Origin of the sequence: Pseudomonas sp. Marseille-P9899 (assembly GCF_903166565.1) — a bacterium.
Lineage (GTDB): Bacteria > Pseudomonadota > Gammaproteobacteria > Pseudomonadales > Pseudomonadaceae > Aquipseudomonas > Aquipseudomonas huaxiensis.
In genome coordinates this window covers 27,971-53,552 of the sequence record NZ_CAESCG010000010.1, presented here as the reverse complement: position 1 = coordinate 53,552, position 25,582 = coordinate 27,971, and the positions used below count along the sequence as shown (strand labels likewise).

24 protein-coding genes are annotated in these 25,582 nt (G+C 65.0%); 14 read left to right on the top strand and 10 right to left on the bottom strand.

Features of this window, described 5'->3' with window-relative positions:
- Positions 1-31 precede the first annotated feature (31 nt).
- The 3 genes from HWV67_RS29395 to HWV67_RS29385 all read right to left on the bottom strand — a co-directional run bounded on the left by HWV67_RS29395 (position 32) and on the right by HWV67_RS29385 (position 3,355).
- A complete protein-coding gene (locus tag HWV67_RS29395) occupies positions 32-1,690 on the bottom strand; it encodes a cation acetate symporter (protein ID WP_110973336.1) in 1,659 nt (552 codons plus the stop codon).
- On the bottom strand, positions 1,687-2,013 hold the full coding sequence (locus tag HWV67_RS29390) for a DUF485 domain-containing protein (RefSeq protein ID WP_175653770.1): 327 nt from the start codon (positions 2,011-2,013) through the stop codon (positions 1,687-1,689). Before HWV67_RS29390 ends, HWV67_RS29395 begins: the two co-directional genes overlap by 4 nt.
- Before the next feature lie 427 nt (positions 2,014-2,440).
- Positions 2,441-3,355: a LysR family transcriptional regulator gene (locus tag HWV67_RS29385; protein WP_175653861.1), complete on the bottom strand. Its 915-nt coding sequence runs from the start codon at positions 3,353-3,355 to the stop codon at positions 2,441-2,443.
- Between the two features lie 128 nt (positions 3,356-3,483).
- On the opposite strand from HWV67_RS29385, the gene lysA reads away from it, so the two are divergent.
- Positions 3,484-4,722, top strand: coding sequence for a diaminopimelate decarboxylase (gene lysA, locus HWV67_RS29380; protein ID WP_175653769.1), 1,239 nt, complete (start codon positions 3,484-3,486; stop codon positions 4,720-4,722).
- A 39-nt stretch (positions 4,723-4,761) separates the two neighbouring features.
- Here the strand turns inward: lysA and HWV67_RS29375 are convergent, their stop codons facing one another.
- The 3 genes from HWV67_RS29375 to HWV67_RS29365 all read right to left on the bottom strand — a co-directional run bounded on the left by HWV67_RS29375 (position 4,762) and on the right by HWV67_RS29365 (position 6,850).
- Positions 4,762-5,280: a cysteine hydrolase family protein gene (locus HWV67_RS29375; protein WP_175653768.1), complete on the bottom strand. Its 519-nt coding sequence runs from the start codon at positions 5,278-5,280 to the stop codon at positions 4,762-4,764.
- A 242-nt stretch (positions 5,281-5,522) separates the two neighbouring features.
- A complete protein-coding gene (locus tag HWV67_RS29370; protein ID WP_175653767.1) occupies positions 5,523-5,960 on the bottom strand; it encodes an MAPEG family protein in 438 nt (145 codons plus the stop codon).
- A 2-nt stretch (positions 5,961-5,962) separates the two neighbouring features.
- Complete coding sequence (locus HWV67_RS29365; protein ID WP_175653766.1) at positions 5,963-6,850, bottom strand: LysR substrate-binding domain-containing protein; 888 nt, start codon at positions 6,848-6,850, stop codon at positions 5,963-5,965.
- Positions 6,851-6,978: 128 nt separating this feature from the next.
- On the opposite strand from HWV67_RS29365, the gene HWV67_RS29360 reads away from it, so the two are divergent.
- Positions 6,979-7,635 carry a DUF998 domain-containing protein gene (locus tag HWV67_RS29360; RefSeq protein ID WP_175653765.1) on the top strand — a complete coding sequence of 219 codons (657 nt, stop codon included), beginning with the start codon at positions 6,979-6,981 and terminating at the stop codon, positions 7,633-7,635.
- On the opposite strand, the gene HWV67_RS29355 is transcribed toward HWV67_RS29360, so the two are convergent.
- Positions 7,592-8,878, bottom strand: coding sequence for an arsenic transporter (locus HWV67_RS29355; RefSeq protein ID WP_175653764.1), 1,287 nt, complete (start codon positions 8,876-8,878; stop codon positions 7,592-7,594). The genes HWV67_RS29360 and HWV67_RS29355 overlap by 44 nt on opposite strands.
- A 142-nt stretch (positions 8,879-9,020) precedes the next feature.
- On the opposite strand from HWV67_RS29355, the gene HWV67_RS29350 reads away from it, so the two are divergent.
- The 3 genes from HWV67_RS29350 (at position 9,021) to HWV67_RS29340 (ending at position 11,333) form a co-directional block, all read left to right on the top strand.
- Positions 9,021-10,169: a DUF1624 domain-containing protein gene (locus tag HWV67_RS29350; protein WP_175653763.1), complete on the top strand. Its 1,149-nt coding sequence runs from the start codon at positions 9,021-9,023 to the stop codon at positions 10,167-10,169.
- A 178-nt stretch (positions 10,170-10,347) separates the two neighbouring features.
- On the top strand, positions 10,348-10,722 hold the full coding sequence (locus tag HWV67_RS29345) for a PAAR domain-containing protein (protein ID WP_175653762.1): 375 nt from the start codon (positions 10,348-10,350) through the stop codon (positions 10,720-10,722).
- Positions 10,719-11,333 carry a hypothetical protein gene (locus tag HWV67_RS29340; RefSeq protein WP_175653761.1) on the top strand — a complete coding sequence of 205 codons (615 nt, stop codon included), beginning with the start codon at positions 10,719-10,721 and terminating at the stop codon, positions 11,331-11,333. Before HWV67_RS29345 ends, HWV67_RS29340 begins: the two co-directional genes overlap by 4 nt.
- A 314-nt stretch (positions 11,334-11,647) precedes the next feature.
- On the opposite strand, the gene HWV67_RS29335 is transcribed toward HWV67_RS29340, so the two are convergent.
- Positions 11,648-12,433, bottom strand: coding sequence for a sulfite exporter TauE/SafE family protein (locus HWV67_RS29335; RefSeq protein ID WP_095157844.1), 786 nt, complete (start codon positions 12,431-12,433; stop codon positions 11,648-11,650).
- A 109-nt stretch (positions 12,434-12,542) separates the two neighbouring features.
- On the opposite strand from HWV67_RS29335, the gene kdpF reads away from it, so the two are divergent.
- The 6 genes from kdpF to HWV67_RS29305 are packed head-to-tail and all read left to right on the top strand — an operon-like array spanning position 12,543 to position 20,511.
- Positions 12,543-12,797, top strand: coding sequence for a K(+)-transporting ATPase subunit F (gene kdpF, locus HWV67_RS32325; protein ID WP_371929356.1), 255 nt, complete (start codon positions 12,543-12,545; stop codon positions 12,795-12,797).
- 9 nt (positions 12,798-12,806) lie between these two features.
- Positions 12,807-14,516 (top strand): potassium-transporting ATPase subunit KdpA, encoded by a 1,710-nt coding sequence (kdpA, locus tag HWV67_RS29325; RefSeq protein WP_175653760.1) that lies wholly within the window; start codon positions 12,807-12,809, stop codon positions 14,514-14,516.
- Complete coding sequence (kdpB, locus tag HWV67_RS29320) at positions 14,513-16,567, top strand: potassium-transporting ATPase subunit KdpB (RefSeq protein WP_175653759.1); 2,055 nt, start codon at positions 14,513-14,515, stop codon at positions 16,565-16,567. The genes kdpA and kdpB overlap by 4 nt, the downstream gene beginning before the upstream one ends.
- Before the next feature lie 15 nt (positions 16,568-16,582).
- Entirely contained in the window at positions 16,583-17,143 is a 561-nt protein-coding gene (kdpC, locus tag HWV67_RS29315; protein ID WP_175653758.1) for a potassium-transporting ATPase subunit KdpC, read from the top strand.
- Between the two features lie 9 nt (positions 17,144-17,152).
- Positions 17,153-19,816, top strand: a complete 2,664-nt coding sequence (locus HWV67_RS29310) for a sensor histidine kinase (RefSeq protein ID WP_175653757.1) — start codon at positions 17,153-17,155, stop codon at positions 19,814-19,816.
- Positions 19,813-20,511, top strand: coding sequence for a response regulator (locus HWV67_RS29305; RefSeq protein WP_095157832.1), 699 nt, complete (start codon positions 19,813-19,815; stop codon positions 20,509-20,511). Before HWV67_RS29310 ends, HWV67_RS29305 begins: the two co-directional genes overlap by 4 nt.
- A gap of 12 nt (positions 20,512-20,523) precedes the next feature.
- On the opposite strand, the gene HWV67_RS29300 is transcribed toward HWV67_RS29305, so the two are convergent.
- Positions 20,524-21,588, bottom strand: coding sequence for a patatin-like phospholipase family protein (locus HWV67_RS29300; RefSeq protein ID WP_175653756.1), 1,065 nt, complete (start codon positions 21,586-21,588; stop codon positions 20,524-20,526).
- Positions 21,589-21,753: 165 nt separating this feature from the next.
- Here HWV67_RS29300 and HWV67_RS29295 point away from each other — a divergent pair, with 165 nt between their 5' ends.
- From HWV67_RS29295 to HWV67_RS29285, 3 genes are all read left to right on the top strand, one after another.
- Positions 21,754-22,032 carry a hypothetical protein gene (locus HWV67_RS29295; RefSeq protein ID WP_110972070.1) on the top strand — a complete coding sequence of 93 codons (279 nt, stop codon included), beginning with the start codon at positions 21,754-21,756 and terminating at the stop codon, positions 22,030-22,032.
- Between the two features lie 14 nt (positions 22,033-22,046).
- Positions 22,047-22,814 (top strand): CHAD domain-containing protein, encoded by a 768-nt coding sequence (locus tag HWV67_RS29290; protein ID WP_175653755.1) that lies wholly within the window; start codon positions 22,047-22,049, stop codon positions 22,812-22,814.
- An 84-nt stretch (positions 22,815-22,898) separates the two neighbouring features.
- A complete protein-coding gene (locus tag HWV67_RS29285) occupies positions 22,899-23,696 on the top strand; it encodes an acyl-CoA thioesterase (protein ID WP_175653754.1) in 798 nt (265 codons plus the stop codon).
- Between the two features lie 403 nt (positions 23,697-24,099).
- On the opposite strand, the gene HWV67_RS29280 is transcribed toward HWV67_RS29285, so the two are convergent.
- A complete protein-coding gene (locus HWV67_RS29280; RefSeq protein WP_175653753.1) occupies positions 24,100-25,578 on the bottom strand; it encodes a methyl-accepting chemotaxis protein in 1,479 nt (492 codons plus the stop codon).
- Positions 25,579-25,582: the final 4 nt, after the last annotated feature.

Sequence of the window (25,582 nt, the reverse complement as noted above, 5' to 3'; positions counted from 1 at the left end):
AGCTCGCTCCTACGGGTGGGGAGTGATGGGATCAGTGGTTGGATGCGGCGGCGGCGCCGAGGCCGGTCTGGGCGCGGACGAACTGGTCGTCGAAGGCGTCGCGTTCACGGGCGGCGCGGGCGCTGGTGTCCAGCAGCGACACCACCACGGTGACCAGGAACGCCAGCGGCATCGAGAACAGCGCCGGGTGGTCGTAGGGGTAGATCGCCTTGGCATTGCCCAGCACGGTCACCCACACGGCCGGCGACAGGATCACCAGCACCAGCGCCGAAATCAGACCGGCGAAGCCGCCCGCCAGGGCGCCGCGGGTGGTCAGGTTCTTCCAGTACATGGCCATGATCAGCACCGGGAAGTTGGTCGACGCGGCGATGCCGAAGGTCAGGCCAACCAGGAAGGCGATGTTCTGGTTCTCGAAGAGGAAGCCCAGCAGGATGGCGATTACGCCCAGGCCCACGGTGGCGAAGCGGGTGACGCGCATTTCCTGCGCTTCGCTGGCGGTGCCTTTCTTCAGCACGGTGGCGTACAGGTCGTGGGAAATTGCCGAAGCGCCGGCCAGCGCCAACCCAGAAACCACTGCGAGGATGGTGGCGAAGGCCACCGCCGAGAGGAAGCCGAGGAACAGGTTGCCGCCCACGGCCTTGGCCAGGTGCATGGCGACCATGTTGCCGCCGCCGATCAGTGCGCCCTTGAGGTCGCCGCCAACATAGAACTGCGGGTCGGTGCCGACGATGACGATGGCGGCATAGCCCAGCACCATCACCACGAGGAAGAAGAAGCCGATGAAACCGGTGGCGTAGAACACCGATTTACGTGCTTCCCTGGCGTTCGGCACGGTGAAGAAGCGCATGAGGATATGCGGCAGGCCGGCGATGCCGAACACCAGGCCGAGGGACAGCGACGCCGCGTTGATCGGGTCGGCGAGCATCGAGCCCGGGCCCATGATGTTCCAGCCGATGGCGTGGGCTTCGACGGCGCGGGTGGCGAGGGTTTCGAAGCTGAAGCCGAACTCGGCCATGGCCAGCATCGCCAGGGTGGTGCCGCCGGCGAGTAGCAGGACCGCCTTGATGATCTGCACCCAGGTGGTGGCGATCATGCCGCCGAAGATCACGTACACCAGCATCAGCGCGCCGACCACGATCACCGCAGTGCGGTAGTCGAGACCGAAAAGCAGCTTGATCAGTTGCCCGGCGCCGACCATCTGCACCACCAGGTAGCAGCACACCACGGTCAGCGAACCGAAGGCGGCGAAGGTGCGCATGCGGGTTTGGTCGAGGCGGTAGGAAACGATGTCGGCGAAGGTGAAGCGACCCAGGTTGCGCAGCCGCTCGGCCATCAGGAAGGTGATGATCGGCCAGCCGACGAAGAACGCCACGGTATAGATGAAACCGTCGTAACCCTTGGCGAAGACCAGGCTGGAGAGGCCCAGCAGGGTGGCGGCGGACATGTAGTCACCGGCGATCGCCAGGCCGTTCTGGAAACCGCTGATACCGCCGCCGGCGGTGTAGAAGTCGGAGGTGGACTGGGTCTGGCGGGCGGCCCACCAGGTGATCGCCAGGGTTCCGAGGACGAAGACGAAGAACATGCCGATGGCGTGCAGGTTGACCGGTTGTTTCTCGGCGACGATGGGCGCGGCGAAGACCAGGGCCGGGGCCAGCAGCAGGGCGCCGAGGGCGAGCAGGCGTGGGTTCATTTCAACTCCTCCAGCAGGTCGGCGCTCATCGCGTCAAAGCGGGTGTTGGCGCTGCGCACATACCAGCCGGTGAGCAGCCAGGACAGCACGATCAGCGACGCCGCCACGGGAATCCCCAGGGTCAGTTGGCGGCCTTCGGCCAGCGGGGTGTGCAGCCATTGCGGCTGGAAGGCGACCACCAGCATGAACAGGTAATAGGCGGTCAGCACCGCGGCGCTGAGTGACCAGGACAGCCGTGAACGGCTGCGCACCAGTTGCTGGAATTTCGGATTGGCGCGGATCCGCGCACATCGCTGGCTATGGGACAGCTCTGCTGAAGTCATGGGAGGGCTCCTTGGATTGTTCTTGTGGTTTTTTTCGGGGTGCACGGCACCGTGGCGGCGGGCGGACCCGTCACCGGTGGAACTGAAAGCGGAAAGCGCGCGCGGCTATTCGCGGCGAGGCGGATCGTCGGGGATCGGTGGGATAAGGCGAGGGCAGCGAACGGCAGGGGCGAGGCCCTGTACGGCAAGTATCGACATGTGTGGCACCCGGCGGCTGATTGTTAGCTCTTGATGTTTGCCGCTTCCGTGTCGAGAGGAGGCGGCGCAGATGGCTCCGGGGGCTTTATATAACATTCCAGTGTGGGTATGGAAGTGTTACCTGTTTGGTATGGTATTTGTACTATATTCGCTCGTGATTTTTACGCGGATTTGAGTGCGAGCGTGGATGCTGAATGGATTAGTCGCTAGCCGGAGCGCTTCACTGTGATCAGTCGAGTTGCGCCAACCGCGCCATCAGGCTCGCCGCCTCGTCGTGCAGGGCCTGGCAGAAGGCTTCGACGAACACCGATGACGGGCGAAAGTCCGGGCGGATCAGCATCACCCGGTAGGGGATCGACACCGTCAGGCGCCGCACCGCCAGGCCGCGGCCAGCTTCCTGCAAGGCGCTCAGCGGGTTGATGATCGCCACGCCAAGGCCTTCGCGGACCATGGCGCAGACGGAGGCGGCGTTGGTGGTTTCGATCACCGTGTGGCGCTCCACCGCAGCGGTGCGAAAGTGCTCGTCGAGGCGCTGACGGTAGATGTCGCGACCGGCAAGGTTGATGAAGTCGACCCCGTGAAAATCGCTCATCGCCAGTTGCTCCCGCGCCAACAATGGATGCTCCTCGGGCAGCACGCAGAGCATGTCGGCGCTGAACAGCGACTCGCCGCGGGTGCCGCGCGGCACCTGCTCGCCCTCGGTCAGGCCGAGGTCATGGCGCTGGGCGCTGAGGGATTCATCCAGCAGCGGCGATTCCTGGGCGCTGATGCACAGGCTGATGCCGGACTGCTGGCGCTGGAACTGCTTGCACACCCGCGGCAGCAGGGTCTGCGAAAACAGCGGCAGGCAGGTCAGGTGCAACTGGCCGTGCTCGAAGCGGCGGATCGACTGCGCCAGGCTGTTGATCCGCTCCAGCCCGACGTAGGAGCGCTCGACTTCCTCCAGCAGCATCAACGCCTGTGCCGTCGGCAGCAGGCGACCGCCCTGGCGGTCGAACAGTTTCAGCCCGCTGAGGCTTTCCAGGCGCGCCAGTTCCCGGCTCAAAGTCGGCTGCGAGGTGAACAGCAAACGCGCCGCGCCGGTGACGCTGCCAGCCAGCATGATGGCGCGGAACACTTCGATGTGGCGGACGGGGATGCTCACGGCGATGGCCTGCTCTGGGAAAGTAGTCATATCAAAACTGAATCGACTGACAAAGAATAGATATTTTTCTGAATGGAAGGCGTTGGGCATGATGGCGTCATTCTCATCGCCCGCAGGATTCCCGCGTCATGACCCTTTCTTTCGCCCAGCAGACCCTGGTTGCCGCCGCGCAGCAGTTCCCCACGCCGTTCTGGACCTACGACGCCGCCATCATCCGTGACCGCATCGAGCAACTGCGCTGCTTCGACGTGGTTCGTTTCGCCCAGAAAGCCAGCTCCAACCTGCACATCCTGCGGCTGATGCGCGAGCACGGCGTGCGCGTCGACGCGGTGTCCGTCGGTGAACTGGAGCGGGCACTGCTGGCGGGCTACAGCCCCGAAGGCGACCCGGCCGGTGTAGTCCTGACCTGCGACCTGCTGGACAAACCGACCCTGCGCCGGGTGGTGGAACTCAAGGTTGAAGTCAACTGCGGCTCCATCGACATGCTGCGTCAACTGGGCGAGCAGTCGCCGGGCCACCGCGTCTGGTTGCGCATCAACCCCGGCTTCGGCTACGGCCACAGCCGCAAGACCAACACCGGCGGCGAGAACAGCAAGCACGGTATCTGGCACGACGAAATCGCCGATGCACTGGCGGTGATCCGTGCCACGGGCCTGCATCTGGTGGGCCTGCACATGCACATCGGTTCGGGTGTCGATTACGGTCACCTGGCCCAGGTCGGCGGGGCGATGGTCGAGGTCATCAAGGCCCTGGACCACGATATCGAGGCGTTCTCGATTGGTGGCGGCCTGTCCACGCCGTACCGCGAAGGCGATGTAGCGGTGGATGTCGAGCGTTATGCCAGCACCTGGCAGAAAGCCAAGGCAGAGATCGAAGCCTTTCTCGCGCACCCGGTGCGCATGGAAATTGAGCCGGGGCGTTTCCTCGTCGCCGAATCGGGCCGTCTGGTGACCGAAGTGCGTGCGGTGAAACGCGCGGGCAGCCGCCAGTTCGTGCTGGTGGACGCCGGCTTCAACGACTTGATGCGCCCGGCCATGTACGGCGCCTATCACCACATGAGCGTGCTGGATGCCCAGGGCCAGGCGGTCGAGCGGCCGTTGGTGGAATGCGTGGTGGGCGGTCCGCTGTGCGAGTCCGGCGATGTCTTCACCCAGGACGACCAGGGCCTGGTCCCGCGTCTGCTGCCGCAACCCCAGGTGGGCGATCTGCTGGTGATGCACGACACCGGCGCCTACGGCGCGTCGATGTCGTCCAACTACAACAGCCGGCCGCTGCTGGCCGAAGTGCTGCTGGACAACGGCGAGGCGCGGCTGATTCGCCGGGCCCAGCCGCTGTCGGATCTGCTGGCGCTGGAACAGGGTCTCTAACCCCAAGCCCCCTGTAGAAGCGCGCTGATCGGCGTTTCGTCAGAACTGCCAGTCAGCCGCCTTCACCACGCGACAGAACGGCCCCGCCAGCGTCGCGTTGTGATGGGCGACGATCGCCTCGGCGCTCAGCTGCGGCGTGTCGGAGCAGGTGTGGCCGTCCTCGATCAGCACCGCATCCAGCCCCAGATCCCGTGCCACGCGGCAACTGCTGTCGACGCAGTACTGGGTCTTCATCCCGGCGATCACCAGCCCGCTGGCGCTGGCGTCCTTGAGTTTCTCCAGCAACCCGGTGCCGGCGAAGGCACTGGGGCGCTGTTTCTCGAAAACCGTCTCGCTGCCGTTGAGGTCCAGTTCCGGGATCAGTTGGGTCAGCGCGCTGTCCGGCGCCAGCGGCGAGCCGGCCGGGCCGACATGGCGGGCGAGGAAAATCGGCGCGCCGGCCGCATGGGCCTTGGCCAGCAGGCTGTTCACCGTCGCCAGCAGCGCTTCGCCGCGCCACGGCTGTTCCGGGCCGTGGAACAGGCCGACCTGCAGATCGAGAATCAAGAGTGCATGCATGGGTGTCGCTCCTTGTGATGAGCCAGCGACACGGGGCAACGAAAAAGGCCCCGTCCATCGCTGGCGGGGCCTTTCGGGTTTGGCGTCAGACGCTCACGAACACCCGCACGGCCCGCCGGTGGCGGTGGTGGTCAGGGTGGTCGAGGTGCTGCGGAACCGATTCATGGGGCTGACAGTAGCGCTACTGGCGGGGAGATGGCAAGTGCGCTGAATATCTGTGGGACAGCCCATCAGATGAGCGATCAACCCAGCAGCGCTTCGCTGGCACTGGCCACGATCATCCCGGCCATCCCCAGCAGGCAAACCAGCGCTACGGCGTAGAACATCGTTCGCCACGGCTGCCACTGGTTGAGGTACGCCAGGGTGTGCGCCACCCGCGCCAGGGTGAACACGCAGAACAACAGGATAGTGGCGCTGACGCTGGTCTTGAGCACCACGCACAAGCCGCCGAGGACGAAGAACAGCGGGATGTTTTCCAGGTCGTTGCCCCAGGCTTTCGCCGCCCGGGTGACCTCGGGCAGTTCCTGCGGGCTGGCGGCGCGCCCCACGAAGCGGGCGTCCTCGGGGTTGGCGAAGGTCAACCGGCTGATGCGATGAAAGCCTTGGTAGCAAGAGATACCGAGCATTTTCAGGAACAGGACCACGACACACAGGGCATAAACCGACAGGGCAAGGTTCATCTTCACTCCTTTGAGACACATCGGGCCTGGCTGCTGCTTTCTTCCAGCAGCCAGTGTTTGAACAGTTCCAGCGCGGGCGGCTGCTCGCCGGGGCGGGTGACCAGCACATAGCGCTCGGTCAGCGCCGAAACCTCCGGCCAGGGCGCGTGCAGGCGTCCCTGTTGCAGTTCGTCTTCGACGTAAAAGCGCGGCACCAGGGCCATGCCGATACCGGCCTTGGCGGCGTCGATCAGCAAGGAAAAACGGTCGAAGCGCGGGCCGCTGCCAGCATCGGGCAGGTCGATGCCGGCGTGCCGGGCGTATTCGTTCCAGAGGTTGCCGTGGTCGTGCTTGTGCAGCAGCGGCTGCTCGGCGGGCGGGCGCGCGGCGAGGTCGGGGTGGCAGACCGCGAGTAGCGGTTCTTCGAACAGCGGCTGCACCTGCATGGCCGCCCAGGCCGGGTGCTCGAAGTTGATCGCCGCATGCAGTGCGCTGTCGGTAAAGGCGAAGGGTTCGGTGCGCTCGCGCAGGTTGACCTGGATATGCGGATGGCGCTGCTGGAAACGCGCCATCCGCGGAATCAGCCAGCGGCTGGCGAGGGTGGGGATCACGCCGATTTCCAGGGTCGCGTCGCTGCGGGCGCTGGTGAGCAGTTGGCGGGTCTTGCGTTCGATCAGGTCGAGGGCGTCGCGCATGTCGGCGGCATAGCGGGCGCCAAGTTCGGACAGTTCGACGCGGTTGCCGATGCGCAGGAACAGGCGCACGTTCAACTGGCTTTCCAGCTTGGCGATCTGCCGGCTGATGGCGCCTTCGGTCACGGACAGCTCCTGCGCGGCGCGGGCGAAGCTCTGGTGCCGGGCGGCGGCTTCGAGGGCGAGCAGGGCGGTGGTGCTGGGCAGGCGGCGGGTCACGAACATCCATCCTTGGCGCATCGGGGCGACAGGATGACCCAAGGGCAAGCTGCCTTGCAAAAAAATCGGTAACACTTGCTGGCCTCGCTGCGTAGCGTGCGAGGCCTGACAAGAAAGGAGCGCAGGACATGACGACCACCGACCGTTTATTGCTTCGAGCAGGCGTGCTGATTCCCGTCTGGCTGTTGTTCGGCGTGCTGCTGACCGCCAGCCAGTATCCCGGCTACAACCATGCTGACTTCGCCATGAGCCGCCTCGGCGAGCAGGGCGCGGCGACCCACGGCTTTTCCGCCTGGGTGAACAATTTCCCGCTGGGCGTGCTGTTCGTGCTGGTGGCGGTGGGGCTGTGGCGGCGCTTCGCCGGCTCGCGGCTGGCACGGCTCAGCGCGGTGCTGGTGCTGATTCATGGCCTGGCCAGCATCGGCACGGGACTGTTTGCCTGCGACCAGGGCTGCGCCCCGGCGCAGCCGTCGGTCTCGCAGCAGGTGCATAACCTGTCCGGGCTGGTGATGTTCCTGTCGCTGACGCTGGCCAGTGCGCTGTGGATCTTTCTTGGCAAGCGCCTGTTGGCTTCGCCTGCGTTCTCAGGATTTTCGACGCTGTGCACGGTGCTGGCGCTGGTCAGCGTCGGACTGATGGGCCAGGCGCTGGAGAGTGGTCACGGTTTTGGTCTGTACCAGCGGCTCAACTACGGCACGGCAGTGGTGTGGCTGGCGGTGCTGGCCTGGCTGAGTCTTTCGCTCAGCCCGGCACGCTCAGGCGCAGCGCCAGTGCGACCAGCGTGACCAGCAGCACCGGCAGCGTCAGCAGGCTGCCGACCTTGAAGTAGTAACCCCAGGTGATACGGATATCGCGCCGCGCCAGCACATGTAGCCAGAGCAGGGTGGCGAGGCTACCGATCGGGGTGATCTTCGGGCCGAGGTCGCAGCCGATCACGTTGGCGTAGATCATCGCCTCGCGGATCACCCCGCTGGCCTCGGCGCCGTGAATCGACAGGGCGCCGACCAGCACGCTGGGCAGGTTGTTCATCACCGAAGACAGCAGCGCCGCGAGCAGCCCGGTGCCGAGGGTCGCGGCCCACAGGCCATGGCTGGCGAGCAGGTCGAGCAGGCCGCTGATGTGCTCGGTCAGCCCGGCGTTGCGCAAACCGTAGACCACCAGGTACATGCCCAGCGAGAACACCACGATATGCCAGGGCGCATGACGCATGACCTTGCGCGTGGAAATCACCTTGCCGCGCCCGGCCACCAGCAGCAGGACCAGCGCGCACACGCCCGATACCAGGCTGACCGGAATTCCCAGCGGCTCCAGGGCAAACAGCGCCAGCAGCAGGAATACCAGCACCACCCAGCCGGCGTAGAAGGTGTGCACGTCGCGGATGGCGTCGCGCGGGGCTTTCAGGGTCGGCTCGAAGTGGCGCGGGATGTCCTTGCGGAAGAACCACCAGAGCATGCCGAGAGTGGCGGCGATGCTCGCCAGGTTCACCGGCCACATCACCGAGGCGTACTCGCCGAAGCCGATGCCGAAGAAGTCCGCCGAAACGATATTCACCAGATTCGACACCACCAGCGGCAGGCTCGCGGTGTCGGCGATAAAGCCCGCAGCCATGACGAAGGCCAGGGTCGCCGCCGGCGAGAAGCGCAGAGCCTGGAGCATCGCCACCACGATCGGGGTAAGGATCAGCGCCGCGCCGTCGTTGGCGAACAGCGCCGACACCGCCGCGCCGAGCAGCACCATCAGGGTGAACAGGCGTGCGCCGCGGCCCTTGCTCCAGCGCGCCATGTGTAGCGCGGCCCATTCGAAGAAGCCGGCTTCATCCAGCAGCAGACTGATGATGATCAGCGCGATAAAGGTCGCGGTAGCGTTCCATACGATGGCCCAGACCGCCGGGATATCGCCCGGATGCACGACGCCTGCGAGCAGCGCCAGGATCGCGCCGCCGCTGGCGCTCCAGCCGATGCTCAAACCCCGCGGTTGCCAGATCACCAGCACCAGGGTGAGGACGAAAATCGAGACGGCGATCAGCATGGCGTGGGCTCGGCGGGGTGAGTGATGGGCGCAACGCCGGCCAATGTAGCGGGGATCGGGCAATCGTCAAAGTGACAGGCTGCGCGGCTACGTGCCATCATGTGTAACACTATTACATTGCATGAATGAGAAATCCTGTCGCATGTCGCCCCTACCTTCAACGCGTCTCCACTCGATCGATGCCCTGCGCGGGCTGGTGATCCTTTTCATGTTGCTGGACCACGTCCGGGAAACCTTCTACCTGCACCTGCAGGTCGCCGACCCGATGGATGTGACCCAGATCGACCCGAGCTTGTTCCTCAGCCGTACCCTGGCGCACCTGTGCGCGCCGGTGTTCATCTTGCTCACCGGTTTGTCGGCGTTTCTCTATGGCGAGAAATACCAGGGCAAGGCGGCCGTCTCGGCCTTCCTGTTCAAGCGCGGATTGTTCCTGGTGGTGCTGGAATTCACCCTGGTCAACTTCGCCTGGACCTTCCAGTTGCCGCCGAGCGTGATCTACCTGCAAGTGATCTGGGCCATTGGCCTGAGCATGCTGGCGCTGAGCGCGCTGTTGTGGCTGCCGCGCGGTTTGCTGATCGCCCTCGGCGTGCTGCTGGTGGCCGGGCACAACCTGCTCGACGGACTGCATTTCGCGGTCGGGCACTGGGCCCATGTGCCGTGGGCGGTGCTGCATGACCGTGGCTGGATCGAGGTGTCCGAGGGCCTGCGGTTGCGCACGTCATATCCGCTGTTGCCGTGGATCGGCGTGATTTCGTTGGGCTATGCCATCGGTCCGTGGTTTGCGCGGAGCACTGAGGCGGGGCAGCGTCGTCAGCTATTGCTGGGGACTGCCATCGGGGCCTTGGGTCTATTCCTGGTGTTGCGCTTGCTCAACGGCTATGGCGAGAAGCCCTGGTTGAGCGGTGACACGGCGGTGCAGACGCTGATGAGCTTCTTCAACATCACCAAATCCCCGCCGTCGTTGTTGTTCCTCGCCCTGACGCTGGGGATCGGCCTGCTGTTGCTGGTGCTGTTCGAGCGCCGCAACGACGGACGCGCGGTGCGCTGGCTGGCGGTGTTCGGTGCGGCGCCGATGTTCTTCTATTTGCTGCATTTGTATGTGCTGAAGCTGCTGTACCTCGCCAGCGTGGCGATCTGGGGCACCAACCATGGGCAGTATTTCGGCTTTGATTCGGTGCTGGCGGTGTGGATCGCGGCAGCACTGCTGGCGTTGGCGTTGTACCTGCCGGTGCGCTGGTTTGCCCGGCTGAAGGCACGGCGGCGGGATATTGCCTGGTTGAAGTATTTATAAGCGGGATCACTGACGGTCCATGGGGCCAGGGCCGTCAGTGATTGCTATCTCAGAAACATCCTACATATCACTAAGAATCGCCCTGCTGACTGCCAGCCTGCGCCCAGCAAGTATCTGCCCTTTGCCCGGTGAACCCTTTCCCGGGAGCTCTTGAGCAAACCTACAAGGACGCAGATTCATGGTGCTGGGCTACCTCATACGCATTGGCGACAAGACCACCTGTGGCGGCCAGGTTCTAACCGGCGACAGCGAATTTATCATCGAGGGCTTGCCTTCGGCCCGTCAGGGTGACTCGGTGACGTGCGGCGTGACCGGGAAGACCTATCAGATCCACGGCGGCATTCCGTCATTTATCAATGAAGGCGTACTGGTCGCGGGAAGCCTGGACAGCTTCAGTGGCTGTCCGTGTTACGCCGGATTGATTCCCTCGGACCAACGCATGACTTTCGTGCTTAAAGCAGCTGCGGAGTTTGAAGGATTGTTGCACAGCACTGAGCGGCATCGAATCGAACAGGCCATTGACGATATCGCCAAAGGCCTGGGTGTCCGATGAACCGGCTCGGGCCGATAGGTTGGCAACGTGGCGGGCTTGGTCTATTCGTTGCCGCACTTCTGGTCTTTGGGGGCGTGCGTCTTTTTGCAGATGAACCCGAAATCGCATTGACGCCTGGCGAACCTTGGGAAGACATGCGTCAGCGCTCCAGCGCAGCGATCGACCCCGCCATTCCTGGGCATCACTGGTTCTTGGTGCCAAAGACTGATGCCCGACTGCGACTCATAGACCCTCAATATGGATTTGTAACCCCTCTGGCCCGCTTCTTCACGATAGGTTTCACTGATGGACTGGTCGACGGCATCCGCATGTCCCCTCAAATTGAGCCGCTAGTGCTCGACGACACCCTAAGAGTCGTGCTGGATTTGCAGGAGCAATGGCGCAAGGCTGGTTGGATTTCCATCGGGACAGAAAAAGACCCTCCGTTCGCCGACACGCCTGAGTGGCGTGCCCGATTGCGAGACGTCAACCGAGGCGGTAGTGCTTACTGGCGAGCGAGTAACAAATATGAAGTGATGCTGGTAGTTGGACGCTTCAGAGATGATAGTCGCCCAACAGAGGAGCGTTACCTCATCACGCTACAACTGGCCACCCCATGGGGGTATCTATAAGCCGGTATCGTTTCCGAGTTCAAAACGGGGTTAGGGGCGTAATGGAACAGAAAACCAAACCCCGTGTAGACCCCGATCAGTAGCCTTGGCTTCTCTTACGAGTCCCCCAACAGCGTCATGGCGCCGAGACACAGTCAGCCCTCGACCACGGCTTCGACCAGCCCGGTCGGAATGCTCATTTACAACCCGTAAACGTCGAGCGCGACCCGGCCGTTCCTCGGCTGTTTTCGCCTTGCCTGACCTTCGTCTCAAGGCTTTTCATACAGAGCCTAGCCACCAACAGGCGGTGATCGCTTATTCACATCTGCGGCATCTCAAAACGCCAACTTGTACCCAATCAACAACAGCATCGTCGCCAGGCAAGGGCGCAGCACGTTGTCCGAGATCCGCCCGGTCAGGTGGCTGCCGATGTAGATCCCCGGCAACGAGCCCAGCAGCAGATAACCCAGCAGCGACCAGTCCATGTTGCCCATGCTGGCATGGCCAAGGCCGGCGACCAGAGTCAGCGGCACGGCGTGGGCGATTTCGGTGCCGACCAGGCGGCGGGTCACCAGGTACGGATAAAGCAGGAACAACGCCACGGTGCCCAGCGCGCCGGCACCGATGGAGGTCAGCGAGACCATCACGCCGAGGACCACGCCGGTGATCACGGTCAGCACATTCAGGCTGCGCCCGCTCAGGTGGTAACGGTCACCGGCATGCTTGCTGGCGAAGGCTTGAAGACGGGATTTGAACAGGATCGCCAGCGCCGTGAGGATCAGCACCACCGCCAGGCCCTGCTTGATGATGGCGTTCAGCGCCGCAGTGTCGGTGTGCAGGGTGCTGAGGAACCACAAGGTCGCCGCCGCCGCCGGCACGCTGCCGAGGGCCAGCCAACCGGTGATCGCCCAGTCGATGTTTTTCTGTTTGCTATGGACCCAGACGCCGCTGGCCTTGGTGATGGCCGCGTAGAGCAGGTCGGTGCCGACCGCGGTGGCCGGGTTGATGCCGAACCAGAGCAGGATCGGGGTCATCAGCGAGCCGCCGCCGACACCGGTCATACCGACAATGAAACCGACTACCAGACCAGCAATGGTGAAGCCAAAAGAACCGACATCCATACGTTACCTGACACGCTCTTGAATCGAAGGGCGCGCGCAGCATAACCACTTTTTTTATACCTAAATATATTCATATCGAATTAGCTTATAACCGATATCGATTCGGTCTATGCATACGCGACCTACGTCGATTGTGTGTGATGCATCAAAATGCCCGGCCGGCGCTGGTTTTACGCTTTCTTTATGCGCAACACGCATCCTCGCTCTCGTCCCTTTACTCGCCTCAGCCAGAGAATTTCCCTACGCGGCAGGTGCCGTTGGACGGAGATTTCTCATGAGCATTCTGGACGGGGTGTCACTGCTGCTGGCAGTGGCGTTGTTTGTGTACCTGATGGCCGCGTTGCTGCGCGCCGATCGCGGCTAGGGAGCAGCCATGCACAGTTACGATTACGCATTGCTGCTGGTGTTCTTCGCCCTGGTGCTGTTGCCGGCACCCTGGCTCGGGCGCTTCTATTACAAGGTGATGGAAGGCCAGCGCACCTGGATGACGCCCGTTCTGGGGCCGGTCGAGCGCGGTTGCTACCGCATCGCCGGGGTCAAGGCCGAACAGGAGCAGAACTGGAAGCAGTACGCCCTGGCGCTGCTGGCGTTCAACCTTGCCGGCTTCCTGCTGTTGTTCACCGTGCTGCGTCTGCAGGCGTTCCTGCCGCTGAACCCGCAGCACCTGCCGGGCCAGGAATGGTCGCTGGCGTTCAACACTGCGGTCAGTTTCATGACCAACACCAACTGGCAGTCCTACAGTGGCGAAGCCTCGGTCAGCTACCTGAGCCAGATGATCGGCCTGACCGTGCAGAACTTCGTCAGCGCCGCCACCGGCCTGGCCGTGCTGGTCGCGCTGTGCCGCGGCATCGCCCGGCGTTCCATCGGCACCCTCGGCAACTTCTGGGTCGACATGACCCGCGCCACCCTCTACGGCCTGTTGCCGCTGTGCCTGGTGCTGGCGTTGTTGCTGGTCTGGCAGGGCGTGCCGCAGACCTTCAGTGACTACGTTCACGCGATCACCCTACAAGGCGCCGATCAGGTCATTCCGCTCGGCCCGGCCGCCAGCCAGATCGCCATCAAGCAACTGGGCACCAACGGTGGCGGCTTCTTCGGCGTCAACTCGGCGCACCCGTTCGAGAACCCCACGGCCTGGAGCAACCTGTTCGAAGTCGCGTCGATCATCCTCATTCCGGTGGCCCTGGTGTTCACCTTCGGCCATTACGTCAAGGACCTGCGCCAGAGCCGCGCGATCATCGCCGGCATGCTGGCGCTGTTCCTGATCGGCGGCGCCACGGCGCTGTGGTCGGAGTACCAGGCCAACCCGACCCTGAGTAACCCGCAGGTCGAGCAAAGCGCGCCGCTCGAAGGCAAGGAAAGCCGCTTTGGCACCACCGGCAGCGTGCTCTGGACCGTGACCACCACCGCCGCCTCCAACGGCTCGGTCAACGCCATGCACGACAGCCTCAACCCGCTGACCGGCATGGTCGCGCTGGTCAACATGATGGTCGGCGAAGTGATCTTCGGCGGCGTCGGTGCCGGGCTCTACGGCATGTTGCTGAACGTGCTGATCGCGGTGTTCCTCGCCGGCCTGATGATCGGCCGCACCCCGGAATACCTCGGCAAGAAACTCCAGGCCCGCGAGGTGCAACTGCTGGTCGCGACGCTGCTGGTGATGCCGGTCGGTGTGCTGATCCTCGGCGCCCTCGCCACCGCGTTGCCCGGTCCGGCGGCGAGCGTCAGCAACCCCGGCGCCCACGGTTTCAGCCAGTTGCTCTATGCCTACACCTCGGCCAGCGCCAACAACGGTTCGGCCTTCGCCGGGCTGGGTGCCAACACCACGTTCCACAACCTGATGATCGGCCTGGGCATGTTGATCGGTCGCTTCGGCTACATCCTCCCGGTGCTCGCCCTGGCCGGCAGCCTGGCGCTGAAAAAGACTGCGCCGGTGGGCCTGAACAGCTTCCCGACCCACGGCCCGCTGTTCGTCACCCTGCTGGTGGTCACCATCCTGTTGGTCGGTGGCCTGACCTTCCTGCCGGCCCTGGCCCTGGGTCCGGTCGCTGAATTCCTGAGCCTGGGCTTGCAAGGAGTGAATCCATGAACATGCCGATTCCCGAAGTGAACACGGCAGCCAAAAGCAGCCCCCGGACCTCGTTCGCCGCACTGTGGCGTCCGGCGTTGCTGCAGGCCTTCGTCAAGCTCGACCCGCGCCAGCTCAAGCGCGCCCCGGTAATGCTGGTGGTGGAGCTGACCGCGATTTTCACCACGGTACTGTGCCTGTTGCCCGACAGCGGTGTGCCCACTGGCGTGTCGGTGCAGATCGCGGTGTGGCTGTGGTTCACCGTGCTGTTCGCCAACTTTGCCGAAGCCCTCGCCGAGGGCCGCGGCAAGGCCCGCGCCGACAGCCTCAAGGCCGGCAACCAGGGCCTCAGTGCTCGGCGCCGGACCAGCAGCGGTGGTTTCGAAGTGGTCGCCGCCACAGCCCTGCGCAAGGGTGACGTGGTGCGGGTCGAAGCCGGCGAGATGATCCCCGGCGACGGCGAGGTCATCGAAGGTATCGCCGCAGTCAACGAAGCAGCGATTACCGGTGAATCCGCGCCGGTGATCCGCGAGTCTGGCGGCGATCGTTCGGCGGTCACCGGCAGCACCCGGCTGGTGTCCGACTGGCTGTTGGTGCAGATCACTACCAACCCCGGCGAATCGACCCTCGACCGCATGATCGCCCTGGTCGAAGGCGCCAAGCGGCAGAAGACGCCCAATGAAATCGCCCTGGACATCCTGCTGATCGGCCTGACCCTGATCTTCCTGGTGGTGGTGGTCACCCTGCAGCCGTTCGCCCATTTCGCCGGCGGCAACATTCCCATGGTGTTCCTCGTGGCGCTGCTGGTAACGCTGATCCCCACCACCATCGGCGGCCTGCTCTCGGCCATCGGCATCGCCGGCATGGACCGCCTGGTGCGCCTGAATGTCATCGCCCGCTCCGGCCGTGCCGTGGAAGCGGCGGGGGATGTGCATGTGTTGATGCTCGACAAGACCGGCACCATCACCTTCGGCAACCGTCGTTGCAGCGCGGTGTTCGCCGCGCCAGGCGTCACCGCGCGGGAGCTGGCCGAGGGTGCCTTGCTCGCCTCGCTGGCCGACGACACCGCCGAAGGCAAGTCCATCGTCGAGTACCTGCGTCAGTTGCATGACTTTGCCGAGCCGTCGATGGCGGAGCTGGTGCCGGTGCCCTTCAGCGCCGAGACGCGGCTGTCCGGTGTCGATTTCGGTGCGCGTCGCTACCGCAAGGGCGCGGTGGATTCGCTGCTGGCCTTTGTCGGTCTGCAACGCCTGGAAATGCCGGCGCCGCTGGCCCGTGAAGTGGACAAGATCGCCCAGAGCGGCGGCACGCCCTTGCTGGTCTGCGTGGACAAGCGCCTGCTCGGCGTCATCCACCTCAAGGACGTGGTCAAGCCGGGTATCCGCGAGCGCTTCGCCGAACTGCGCAAGCTCGGCATCCGCACGGTCATGGTCACCGGCGACAACCCGCTGACCGCCGCTGCCATCGCCGCCGAAGCCGGTGTCGATGACGTGCTGGCCGAAGCCACGCCGGAGAAGAAACTGGCGCGCATCCGCCAGGAGCAGGACGACGGTCGCCTGGTCGCCATGTGCGGCGACGGCGCCAACGATGCCCCGGCGCTGGCCCAGGCCGATGTCGGCATGGCGATGAACGACGGCACCCAGGCGGCCCGCGAGGCGGCCAACATGGTCGACCTCGACAGCGACCCGACCAAGCTGCTGGATGTCGTTCAGGTCGGCAAGGAACTGCTGGTCACCCGTGGCGCGCTGACCACCTTTTCCATCGCCAACGACGTGGCCAAATACTTCGCCATCCTGCCGGCGCTGTTCGCCGCGATCTACCCGCAACTGGGCGTGCTCAACCTGATGCACCTGGCCAGCCCGCAGAGCGCCATCGTCTCAGCCATCGTGTTCAACGCGCTGATCATCGTCGTGCTGATCCCGCTGGCCTTGCGCGGGGTGCGAGTCAAGGCGGCCAGCGCTGCCCACCTGCTGCGGCGCAACCTACTGATCTATGGCCTTGGCGGTCTACTGGTGCCGTTCGCCGGCATCAAGCTGATCGACCTGCTGCTCAACGCCCTACACCTGGTCTGAACCGAGGAATTACCCATGACTACTCATCTTCGTCCGGCCTTGAGCCTGTTGCTGCTGATGACCCTGCTGACCGGGGTCGGTTACCCGCTGCTGGTCACCGGCATCGCCCAGGTGGCCTTTCCCGAGCAGGCCAATGGCAGCCTGATGCGCGACGAGCAGGGCCAGGTCCGCGGCTCCTGGCTGATCGCCCAGCCGTTCAGCGGCGACGCCTGGTTCCAGTCGCGGCCGTCCGCCGCCGACTACGCTACCGTGGCCAGCGGCGCGAGCAACCTGGCGCCGAGCAACCCGGCCCTGGCCACGCGCATCGACGAGGCCGCCGGCGGTCTCTATCGCGAGGCGCAGGGGCCGGTGCCGCTGGCCTTGCTGACCACCTCCGGCAGCGGCCTCGATCCGCACCTGCCGCCGGCGGCGGTGGCCTATCAACTGCCACGGGTGGCGGCGGCGCGGCAGATCTCGCAACAGACGTTGCAAGGTCTGGTGGAGCAGGCCACCCTGCAACCCTTGGTCGGCCCACCGGTGGTCAGCGTCCTGGCGCTGAACGCGGCCCTCGACCGGCTCGCCCCGCTCTCGAAATAAGGACACAGCGTGACCCACAGTGATTCGCAGCGCGCCGACGCGCTGCTTGCCGAACTGCCGCGCGAAGGGCGCGGCCGGCTCAAGGTGTTTCTCGGCGCCGCCCCGGGGGTGGGCAAGACCTACGCCATGCTGCAGGCCGCCCATGCGCGCCTGCGGCATAACGTGCGGGTGCTCGCCGGGGTGGTGGAAACCCACGGCCGCAGCGAGACCGAAGCGCTGCTCGGCGGCATCCCGCAGCAGCCGCTGGTGCGCTCGGAATACCGCGGCGTGATCCTTGAGGAAATGGACCTCGACGGACTGCTCAAGGCCGCGCCGGAGCTGGTGCTGGTGGACGAACTGGCCCACAGCAACGCCCCCGGCAGCCGACACACCAAGCGCTGGCAGGATGTGCAGGAACTGCTGGCGGCGGGCATCGACGTTTACACCACGGTCAACGTCCAGCACCTGGAAAGTCTCAACGACCATGTGCGCGGCATCACCGGCGTGCAGGTGCGCGAAACGCTGCCGGACTGGGTCCTGCAGGAAGCCTTCGAACTGGTGCTGATCGACCTGCCGCCACGGGAACTGCTGGAGCGCTTGCGCGACGGCAAGGTCTACGTGCCGGAACAGGCGCGGGCGGCGATCGATGCCTTCTTCACCCAGACCAACCTCACCGCGTTGCGCGAACTGGCGATGCAGACCGCCGCGGCCCAGGTCGATGCCGACCTTGCTCACGGCTATCGCCGCTTGGGTCAGGATGCCCCGGCGCTGCGCGGGCGCTTGCTGGTGGGTGTGGATGGGGATGCCCAGGCCGAGCGGCTGGTGCGGCATGCCAGCCGGGTCGCCCAGCGCCGTCATCTGCCGTGGAGCCTGGTGCATGTCGACAACGGTCGCCTGCGCGACGAAACCGCTCGCCAGCGCCTGCAAGCGGCGCAGCAACTGGCCGAGCGCCTGGGTGGCGAAGTGGTGGTGCTGCGCGCCGGGGAAGTGGCGCGCACGCTGATTCAGCATGCCATCGAACGCCGCGCCAGCCTGGTGCTGGTGGGGCAGTCGCGGGATCGCCTGCGCCGCCGTCTGTTCGGCGCGGGCGTGGCGACCCGCTTGCTGCGCGAGGCCCACGGTCTGGAAATCAACGTTCTTGACCGCGATGCCCAGCCGGAGCCGACGCGGACGGTCGCGCCTCGCGTCTGGGTCTGGCGTCACTACGCCCTGGCCTTGCTGGCTACCTTGCTCGCCACCGGGCTGGCCTCGGCGGTGGCGCGGGTCATGGACCTGCCGAACATCTCGCTGGTGTTCCTCGCCGCAGTCCTGCTGGTGGCGGTGCGCAGCAGCATCGGTCCGGCGCTGGCCTGTGCGGCGATGTCGTTCCTGGCGTATGACTTCCTGTTTATCCCGCCGAATTTCTCCTTCGCCATCCAGCGCGAAGAAGACGTGCTGACCTCGCTGTTCTTCCTGTTGATGGCGGTGCTCACCGGCAACCTCGCCGCGCGGCAACGCCGGCAACTCAAGGCGTTGCGCGAGACCCAGGAACAGACCGGGCAACTGCTCGACCTGTCGCGCAAACTCACTGCGGCCACTGACCGCCAGGCGGTGTTCAGCGCCGCGGGGCAACACCTGGAAGGTTGGTCGGACTTGCAGGCCTGCCTGCTGGAGCGCGACGCCGAAGGCCGTTTGCAGGTGGCCAGCGGCGGCGTGCTGCAATTCAGCGACAACGAACGCGCCGCCGCCGAGTGGGCGTGGCAGCACGACCAGGCCGCGGGGCAGGGCAGCGACACGCTGCCCAATGGCCGCTGGTGGTGGTGGCCGCTGTCGGTGGACGAAGGCCCGCTGGCCTTGCTCGGCGTGCGTGCCCGTGCGGGCGACGAAGCGCTGGCGCCGCAACGTCGTCGCCTGCTCAAGGCGCTCAGCCAGCCGCTGGCCCAGGCGCTGGCTCGGGCGCGGCTGGCGGACCAGTTGGAAGCCGCGCGCCTGCACGGCGAAACCGAGCAGTTGCGCAGCGCTTTGCTGGCGTCGGTGTCCCATGACCTGCGCACGCCGCTGACCGCCATGCGCGGCAGTATCGACAGCCTGCTGGCACTGGGCGATGCGATTCCCGCCGCAGACCGCCGCGAACTGCTGGAAGGCACCCGCGACGAAGCCGAACGGCTGGACCGCTACATTCAGAACCTGCTGGACATGACCCGTCTCGGCCACGGCGGCCTCAAGCTGGCGCGGGACTGGGTCGCGCCAGCGGACATCGTCGGCAGCGCCCTGAACCGCCTGCGCGTGGTGCTGGCGCCGCTGCACCTGCACACCGAGGTGCCGGCCCACTTGCCGCTGCTCTATGTGCATGCGGCGTTGATCGAGCAGGCGCTGGTCAATGTGCTGGAAAACGCCGCGCGGTTTTCTCCGCTCAATGGCCGGCTGGAGATGCGTGTGAGTGTCGAGGACGAGCACCTGTGCCTGGCCGTCGCCGACGAAGGGCCGGGCATCGCCCCGCAGGACCGCGAGCGCATCTTCGACATGTTCTACACCGCCGCCCGCGGTGATCGCGGCGGGCAGGGCACCGGGCTCGGGCTTGCCATCTGCCAGGGCATGATCGGCGCGCATGGCGGGCATATCCGTGTCGATGACGGCCTCGATGGTCACGGCACCTGCATCACACTATGCTTGCCGCTTCCGGCCCAACCCGAACTGGACAGCGAGACCCCATGAGCCAGACCGCGACCCTGCTGGTCATCGACGATGAACCGCAGATCCGCAAATTCCTCCGTATCAGCCTCAGCTCCCAGGGCTACAAAGTGCTCGAAGCGGGGACCGGCGCCGAGGGCCTGAGCCAGGCGGCGCTGTCCCGCCCGGACCTGGTGGTGCTCGACCTCGGCTTGCCGGACATGGACGGCCAGGACGTATTGCGCGAACTGCGCGAATGGAGCGCGGTGCCGGTGCTGGTGTTGTCGGTGCGGGCCAGCGAGGGCGAGAAAGTCCGGGCGCTGGACAGCGGCGCCAATGACTACGTGACCAAGCCGTTCGGCATCCAGGAGTTTCTCGCCCGGGTCCGCGCGCTGCTGCGCCAGGTGCCCCAGGCGGCTGCGCCGCAGGCAGCGTGCAGTTTCGGCGCGTTGACCGTGGACTTGGCGTACCGGCGCGTGACCCTCGACGGCGAAGAAGTGGCGCTGACCCGCAAGGAATACGCCTTGCTGGCGCAACTGGCACGGCATCCGGGGCGGGTCATCACCCAGCAGCAGTTGCTCAAGGACATCTGGGGACCGACCCATGTCGACGACACGCATTACCTGCGCATCGTCGTGGCCCATGTGCGGCAGAAACTCGGGGATGACCCGACGGCGCCGCGGTTTATCGTGACCGAGCCGGGGGTGGGGTATCGGTTGGTAGGGCAGGAGCCGGTTTGAGGCTTGGCGGCCTCAGCGCCGCTCCGCCTCATAGTTATCCAGCGTATCCCGCGCAATCTCCCGCCCCAGCGCGATCAGCTCCGGCGCTTTGTAGAACTCGAAAAACCGGCACACCCGCTTCGGCACGTTAATCAGCACATCTGGCGGATACCCGGCGATCTTGTATTGCGCCAGCGAGGTCTGCATCACCTCGAAACTCTGGTTGATCAGGTCCAGCAATGACGCTGGCCCGACGTTATCGACAATGAACGAGCCGGTCGCCGACTTCGGCGCGCCGTCGCGTTCCGGCGCCGCCGAGGGTTGCTGGGCCTTGGGGCTGGCGGCGTCTGCCAGCCAGGGATTGGGCACCTGCGTCGCTTCGATCGCCAGGTCCTGTTCCATCTCTTGCGCCAGTTCCTTTTCCAGCCCCAGCAGCACCTCGGCCTGCTTGCGCCGGAACGGCAGGCGCGAGCCGAGCGAGCTGATCAGGTTGTCGAAGCGCAGCTTGAACGCCGGCGGCCGTTCGATCACCGGCAACTGGTACTGCTTCTGGTTGGTGGAGTTGAGGTTGACCGCGATGATCAGGTCACTGTGGCTGGACACCACCGGGATGATCGGCAGCGGATTGAGAATGCCGCCATCGACCAGCGTGCGGTTGCCCTGGACCACCGGGGTGAACAGGCTGGGAATCGCTGCAGAGGCGCGCATCGCCTGATGCAGGCAGCCTTCCTGAAACCAGATTTCCTGCTGGTTGGTCAGGTCCGTGGCCACCGCCGTGTAGGGAATGCGCAACTGCTCGATATTGATTTCGCCGACGATCTTGCGGATTTGTCCGAAAACCTTGTCGCCACGGATCGCGCCCAGGCGGAAACTCACGTCCACCAGGCGCAGCACGTCGAGGTAGTCCAGGCTCTCGATCCAGTTGCGGTATTCGTCCAGCTTGCCGGCGGCGTAGATCCCGCCAACCACCGCGCCCATGGAACAACCGGCGATACAGGAAATCTCGTAACCGCGCCGTTCGATTTCCTCGATCACGCCGATATGCGCATACCCCCGGGCACCGCCCGAGCCCAACACCAGCGCTACGCGCTTTTTCATGATTGCGCCCCTAGGTCGATCGCCGTTTTGATGACCCGAGAATGCGCCTGTTTCGGGTTGCGCTTCAATCGTCGTCTGCGCTGGGCTACGCTGAACAGGGCACTTTTGCGTACGCCCGCCGTCGAACATGCCGACACGACTTTTCCCATCTTCGAGGTAACACCGATGAAAGCCCTGATCACCCTGTCCCTGATTGTTGTGGCCCTGGCAGGTTGCGCGGGCAAGACGGCCTATCGCGACAGTTGCGGCAGCCAGCTCGACGCCGCGTGGAAGGAACTCGACCTGGCCAAGGCCGAGGGCTTCGCCGGCACCGTCAGTTATTCCAAGGCCCTGTCGCTGCTGACCGGCGCCAAGACCCAACAGCAGTTCGAAGCCTTCGAAGGTTGCACCAAGAAAGCCGAGAAAGCCCGTTTCTATATCCGTGAGTCCCGCGCCGGACGTTGATGAGGTAAGGCCCCATGTCGCAGATGTTCGATCATGTCGTTGCCCAGGTGCTTGGCTTGCACGTTCATCTGCTGGCCTGTCAGGCACGCCTCGCGGAAAACACTGACAGCGAAGCGTTGCACGACCTACGCACCAACGTGCGACGCCTGCGCAGCCTGCTGCGACCGCTGCGCGGCTTGCCCGGAGTCGATCAACTGGAGAGTGCGGCCAAGGCGGTGGGCGACATGACCACGCCGCTGCGCGACCGTGAAGTGCTCGCCGAGCAACTGTTCGAACGCCAGCAGCCGGATGCGGCGCAGCGGCGTCTGGCGGGCGAGGGCGCGACCTTCGCCGCCGTGGCGTCCAGCACTCAGTTGCACAAACTGCTGGCGATCATCGATGCCTTCCCGGCTTTCCTCCGCGCCATCGAACATCAGAAGCTGGTGCCGGACCTGCGCAAGCGCATCGAGACGCGCCTGGACAAGCAATGGAAGAACATCGTCAAAGCCATGCACGACCCGGCCCACGACCGCCATCGCCTGCGTCTGCTGATCAAGCGCTCGCGTTACGGCGCCGAAGCCTACCCGCAACTGGGGCGGCTGAAGCGTTCGATGCGCGCCTCGCTCAAGCGCGCCCAGGATGACCTCGGCCACTGGCATGACCTGCTGCAATGGCTGACCCAGGCCGAAAAGCAGCCTGACCTGGCCGCCCTCGTGCCGCAGTGGCAGGCGCAGCTTGTCGAAGCCGAACAGCGCGCGGACAAGACCCTGAACGCCCTGCTGAAGCATATCGACGAACGATAATGCGCTGAATTGGCAGTTATGCGGCCTGCTGGGGCGGGCTATCTCCTCTTAAGATCGTGGGACTTTTCCGTAGGCGAGGTCCGCATGAATTTTTCCCAACTGCTCACCGCTGTCCGTCAGCGCCCGCAGGAAGTGGTCATTCCCGCCGAGTGGGCACAAGGTCGCGCCTGTTTCGGCGGCCTGATGGCGGCGCTGGTCTACGAGGCCATGCACGCCAAGGTGTCGCCGGAGCGTCCGGTGCGTTCGCTGGCCATCACCTTCGTCGGCCCCGCCGAGCCGGGCGTGCCCATCAGTTTTGAAGTGGAAATGCTCCGCGAGGGCCGCGCAGTGAGTTCGCTGCTGGGCCGGGCAGTCCAGAACGGCCAGACCGTGACCCTGATCCAGGGCAGCTTCGGCGCCGGGCGTACCTCGGTCATCGATGTGCCGGCGTTGCCGGCGAGGGAAATGAAAAGCCTGGAAGACTCCAGTCCGGAACTGCCGTACATCCCCGGCGCGACCCCGGAATACATCCGCTACCTGTCCATGCGCTGGGGCATCGGTGCCATGCCGTTCAGCAACAAGCCGCTGCGCAGCATGGGCGGTTGGGTGCGTTTGAAGGACGCGGTGGAAGAGCCGGTGACCGAAGCACACCTGCTGGCGCTGGTGGATGCCTGGCCGCCGGCATTATTGCCACACCTGAGCAAGCCGGCAGCGGGCAGCACCTTGACCTGGACCATCGAATTCGTCCAGCCGGTGGCCAGCCTCAGCACTTTGGACTGGTGCCAATACTGCGCGGACATCGAGCACGCCCGCGATGGCTACGGCCACACCGCCGCAGCTATGTGGGACGCGCGCGGCGAGCTGCTGGCGATCAGTCGGCAGACGGTGACTGTGTTCGCTTGAGTGTCAGTGACGGTGGCGCGCCACCATGCACGGCGTCAGCGATAGGGCCAGGCCCGGCAACACCGTCGTTCCGGTCGGCCTCATCGCTGGATGGGTGTCTACACATCTCGCAGGCAATCGCAAACCGTCAGCCGCATGCGATCCAGTGGGAGCGGATTTATCCGCGAAGGGCCGCAAAGCGGCCCTAAAACCATCCCGCACGAGGTGGCTGTCTATGCCTGATATTCCTTTCGACCTTCGTGATGCCTGAATGTGAAATCCAGACCAGCCAGAGACAGGGTGCTGGATGGATTTAGGGCCGCTTTGCGGCCCTTCGCGGCGGTCCGGCGTCCGGTGAATCCGCTCCCACAGTTAGCGGTGACCTGACGCTCTGGGCTTGCCGGCGGTGACGCCCTCGAACGCTCTACAACTTCAACTGCCCGATCACCTTGTTCAATTCCCCGGCCAGGGTCGCCAGTTCATCGCTGGTGGTCGCCGACGAAACCGTCTGTTGCACGGTGTCCTCGGTCACGTCACGAATGCTCACTACGGCGCGGTTCATTTCCTCGGCGACATGGCTCTGTTCTTCGGCCGCCGCGGCGATCTGGGTGTTGCTCTCGCGCATCTGCGCCACCGCTGCGGTGATTTCCGCCAAGGCTTCGCCGGCTTCCTGTGCCTGTTTGACGCAATCGTCGGCCTTGAACGAGCTTTCGGTCATGAACTCCACCGCGTCGCGGGTCCCGGCCTGCAAGGCGGAAACCATGTCGGTGATTTCGTCGGTCGAGCTCTGCACCCGTTTGGCCAGGTTGCGCACTTCATCCGCCACCACCGCAAAACCACGGCCCAGGTCGCCAGCGCGGGCGGCCTCGATGGCGGCGTTGAGGGCGAGCAGGTTGGTCTGTTCGGCGATGCTGTGAATCACATTGACCACGCCGTTGATCTTCTGGCTGTCCTCGGCCAGTTGGCGAATCATCTCGGCGGTCTGCTGCACGCCGCTGGACAGCCCGGCGATGGAAGTCTGTACCCGGCTGACCACTTGCTGGCCGCTGCCGGCCAGGGTGTCGGCGGTCTGCGACAGGTCGCGGGTGGCGCCGGCATGCTGGGCGATGTGGTAGACGGTCGCGGACATCTCGTTGATCGCCGTGGCCGCCTGGTCGGTTTCGCTCTGCTGGCCAAGCATGCCGTGGCGCACATCGCTCATGCTGGAGGCCAGGCGCGCGGCACCGGAGTCGAGTTGCGCGGCAGTCAGCGCGACGGTGTTCACCACGCGGTGGTAGGTGGTCTGCATGGCGTTGAAGGCCGTGGCCATCTGCCCGATCTCGTCGTGGCAGGCCAGCGGCACCCGCGCCGACAGGTCGCCGGTCTTCTCGACGTGCAGCATCACGTCCTTGAGGATGTTGAGCTGAGCCAGCAGGAAGCGGATCAGCAACTGCGAGGCGCAGAGCATTGCCAGCATCAGGATCAGCACGCACACCGCGTAGTTGCCGAAGCGGTCGCCATACACCTGCACAAAGCTCGGCGAAGGCGCCAGCACGGCGACCCGCTGACCGTCGCGGCTGATGACCTGGGCACCGGCCAGCGGATCATCGCCGAAGACCGCATAGGGCTCGATCGTCACCCAACCGCTGGCGTTGGCCACGGATTCGAGGGGCTTGCCCTGGTAGTTGGGCACCTGACCGGGGGTGAAGGTCAGGACGTGCGGACTCTGCGGCAACGCCTGTCCCGCCGGCCAGGCGGCCAGCAAGCGTGCTTCGGCGACGGCCCGGCTCTGGACTTCTTCCACCCGCGCCTGCTGTTCGAGGAACACCGCGTACAACACCAGGAACAGCGTGGTGACGAAAGCGACCGCGTTGACAGCCCAGAACTTGTACTTCAGGGAGATATTGCTAAGCCAGGCACCCATGGTA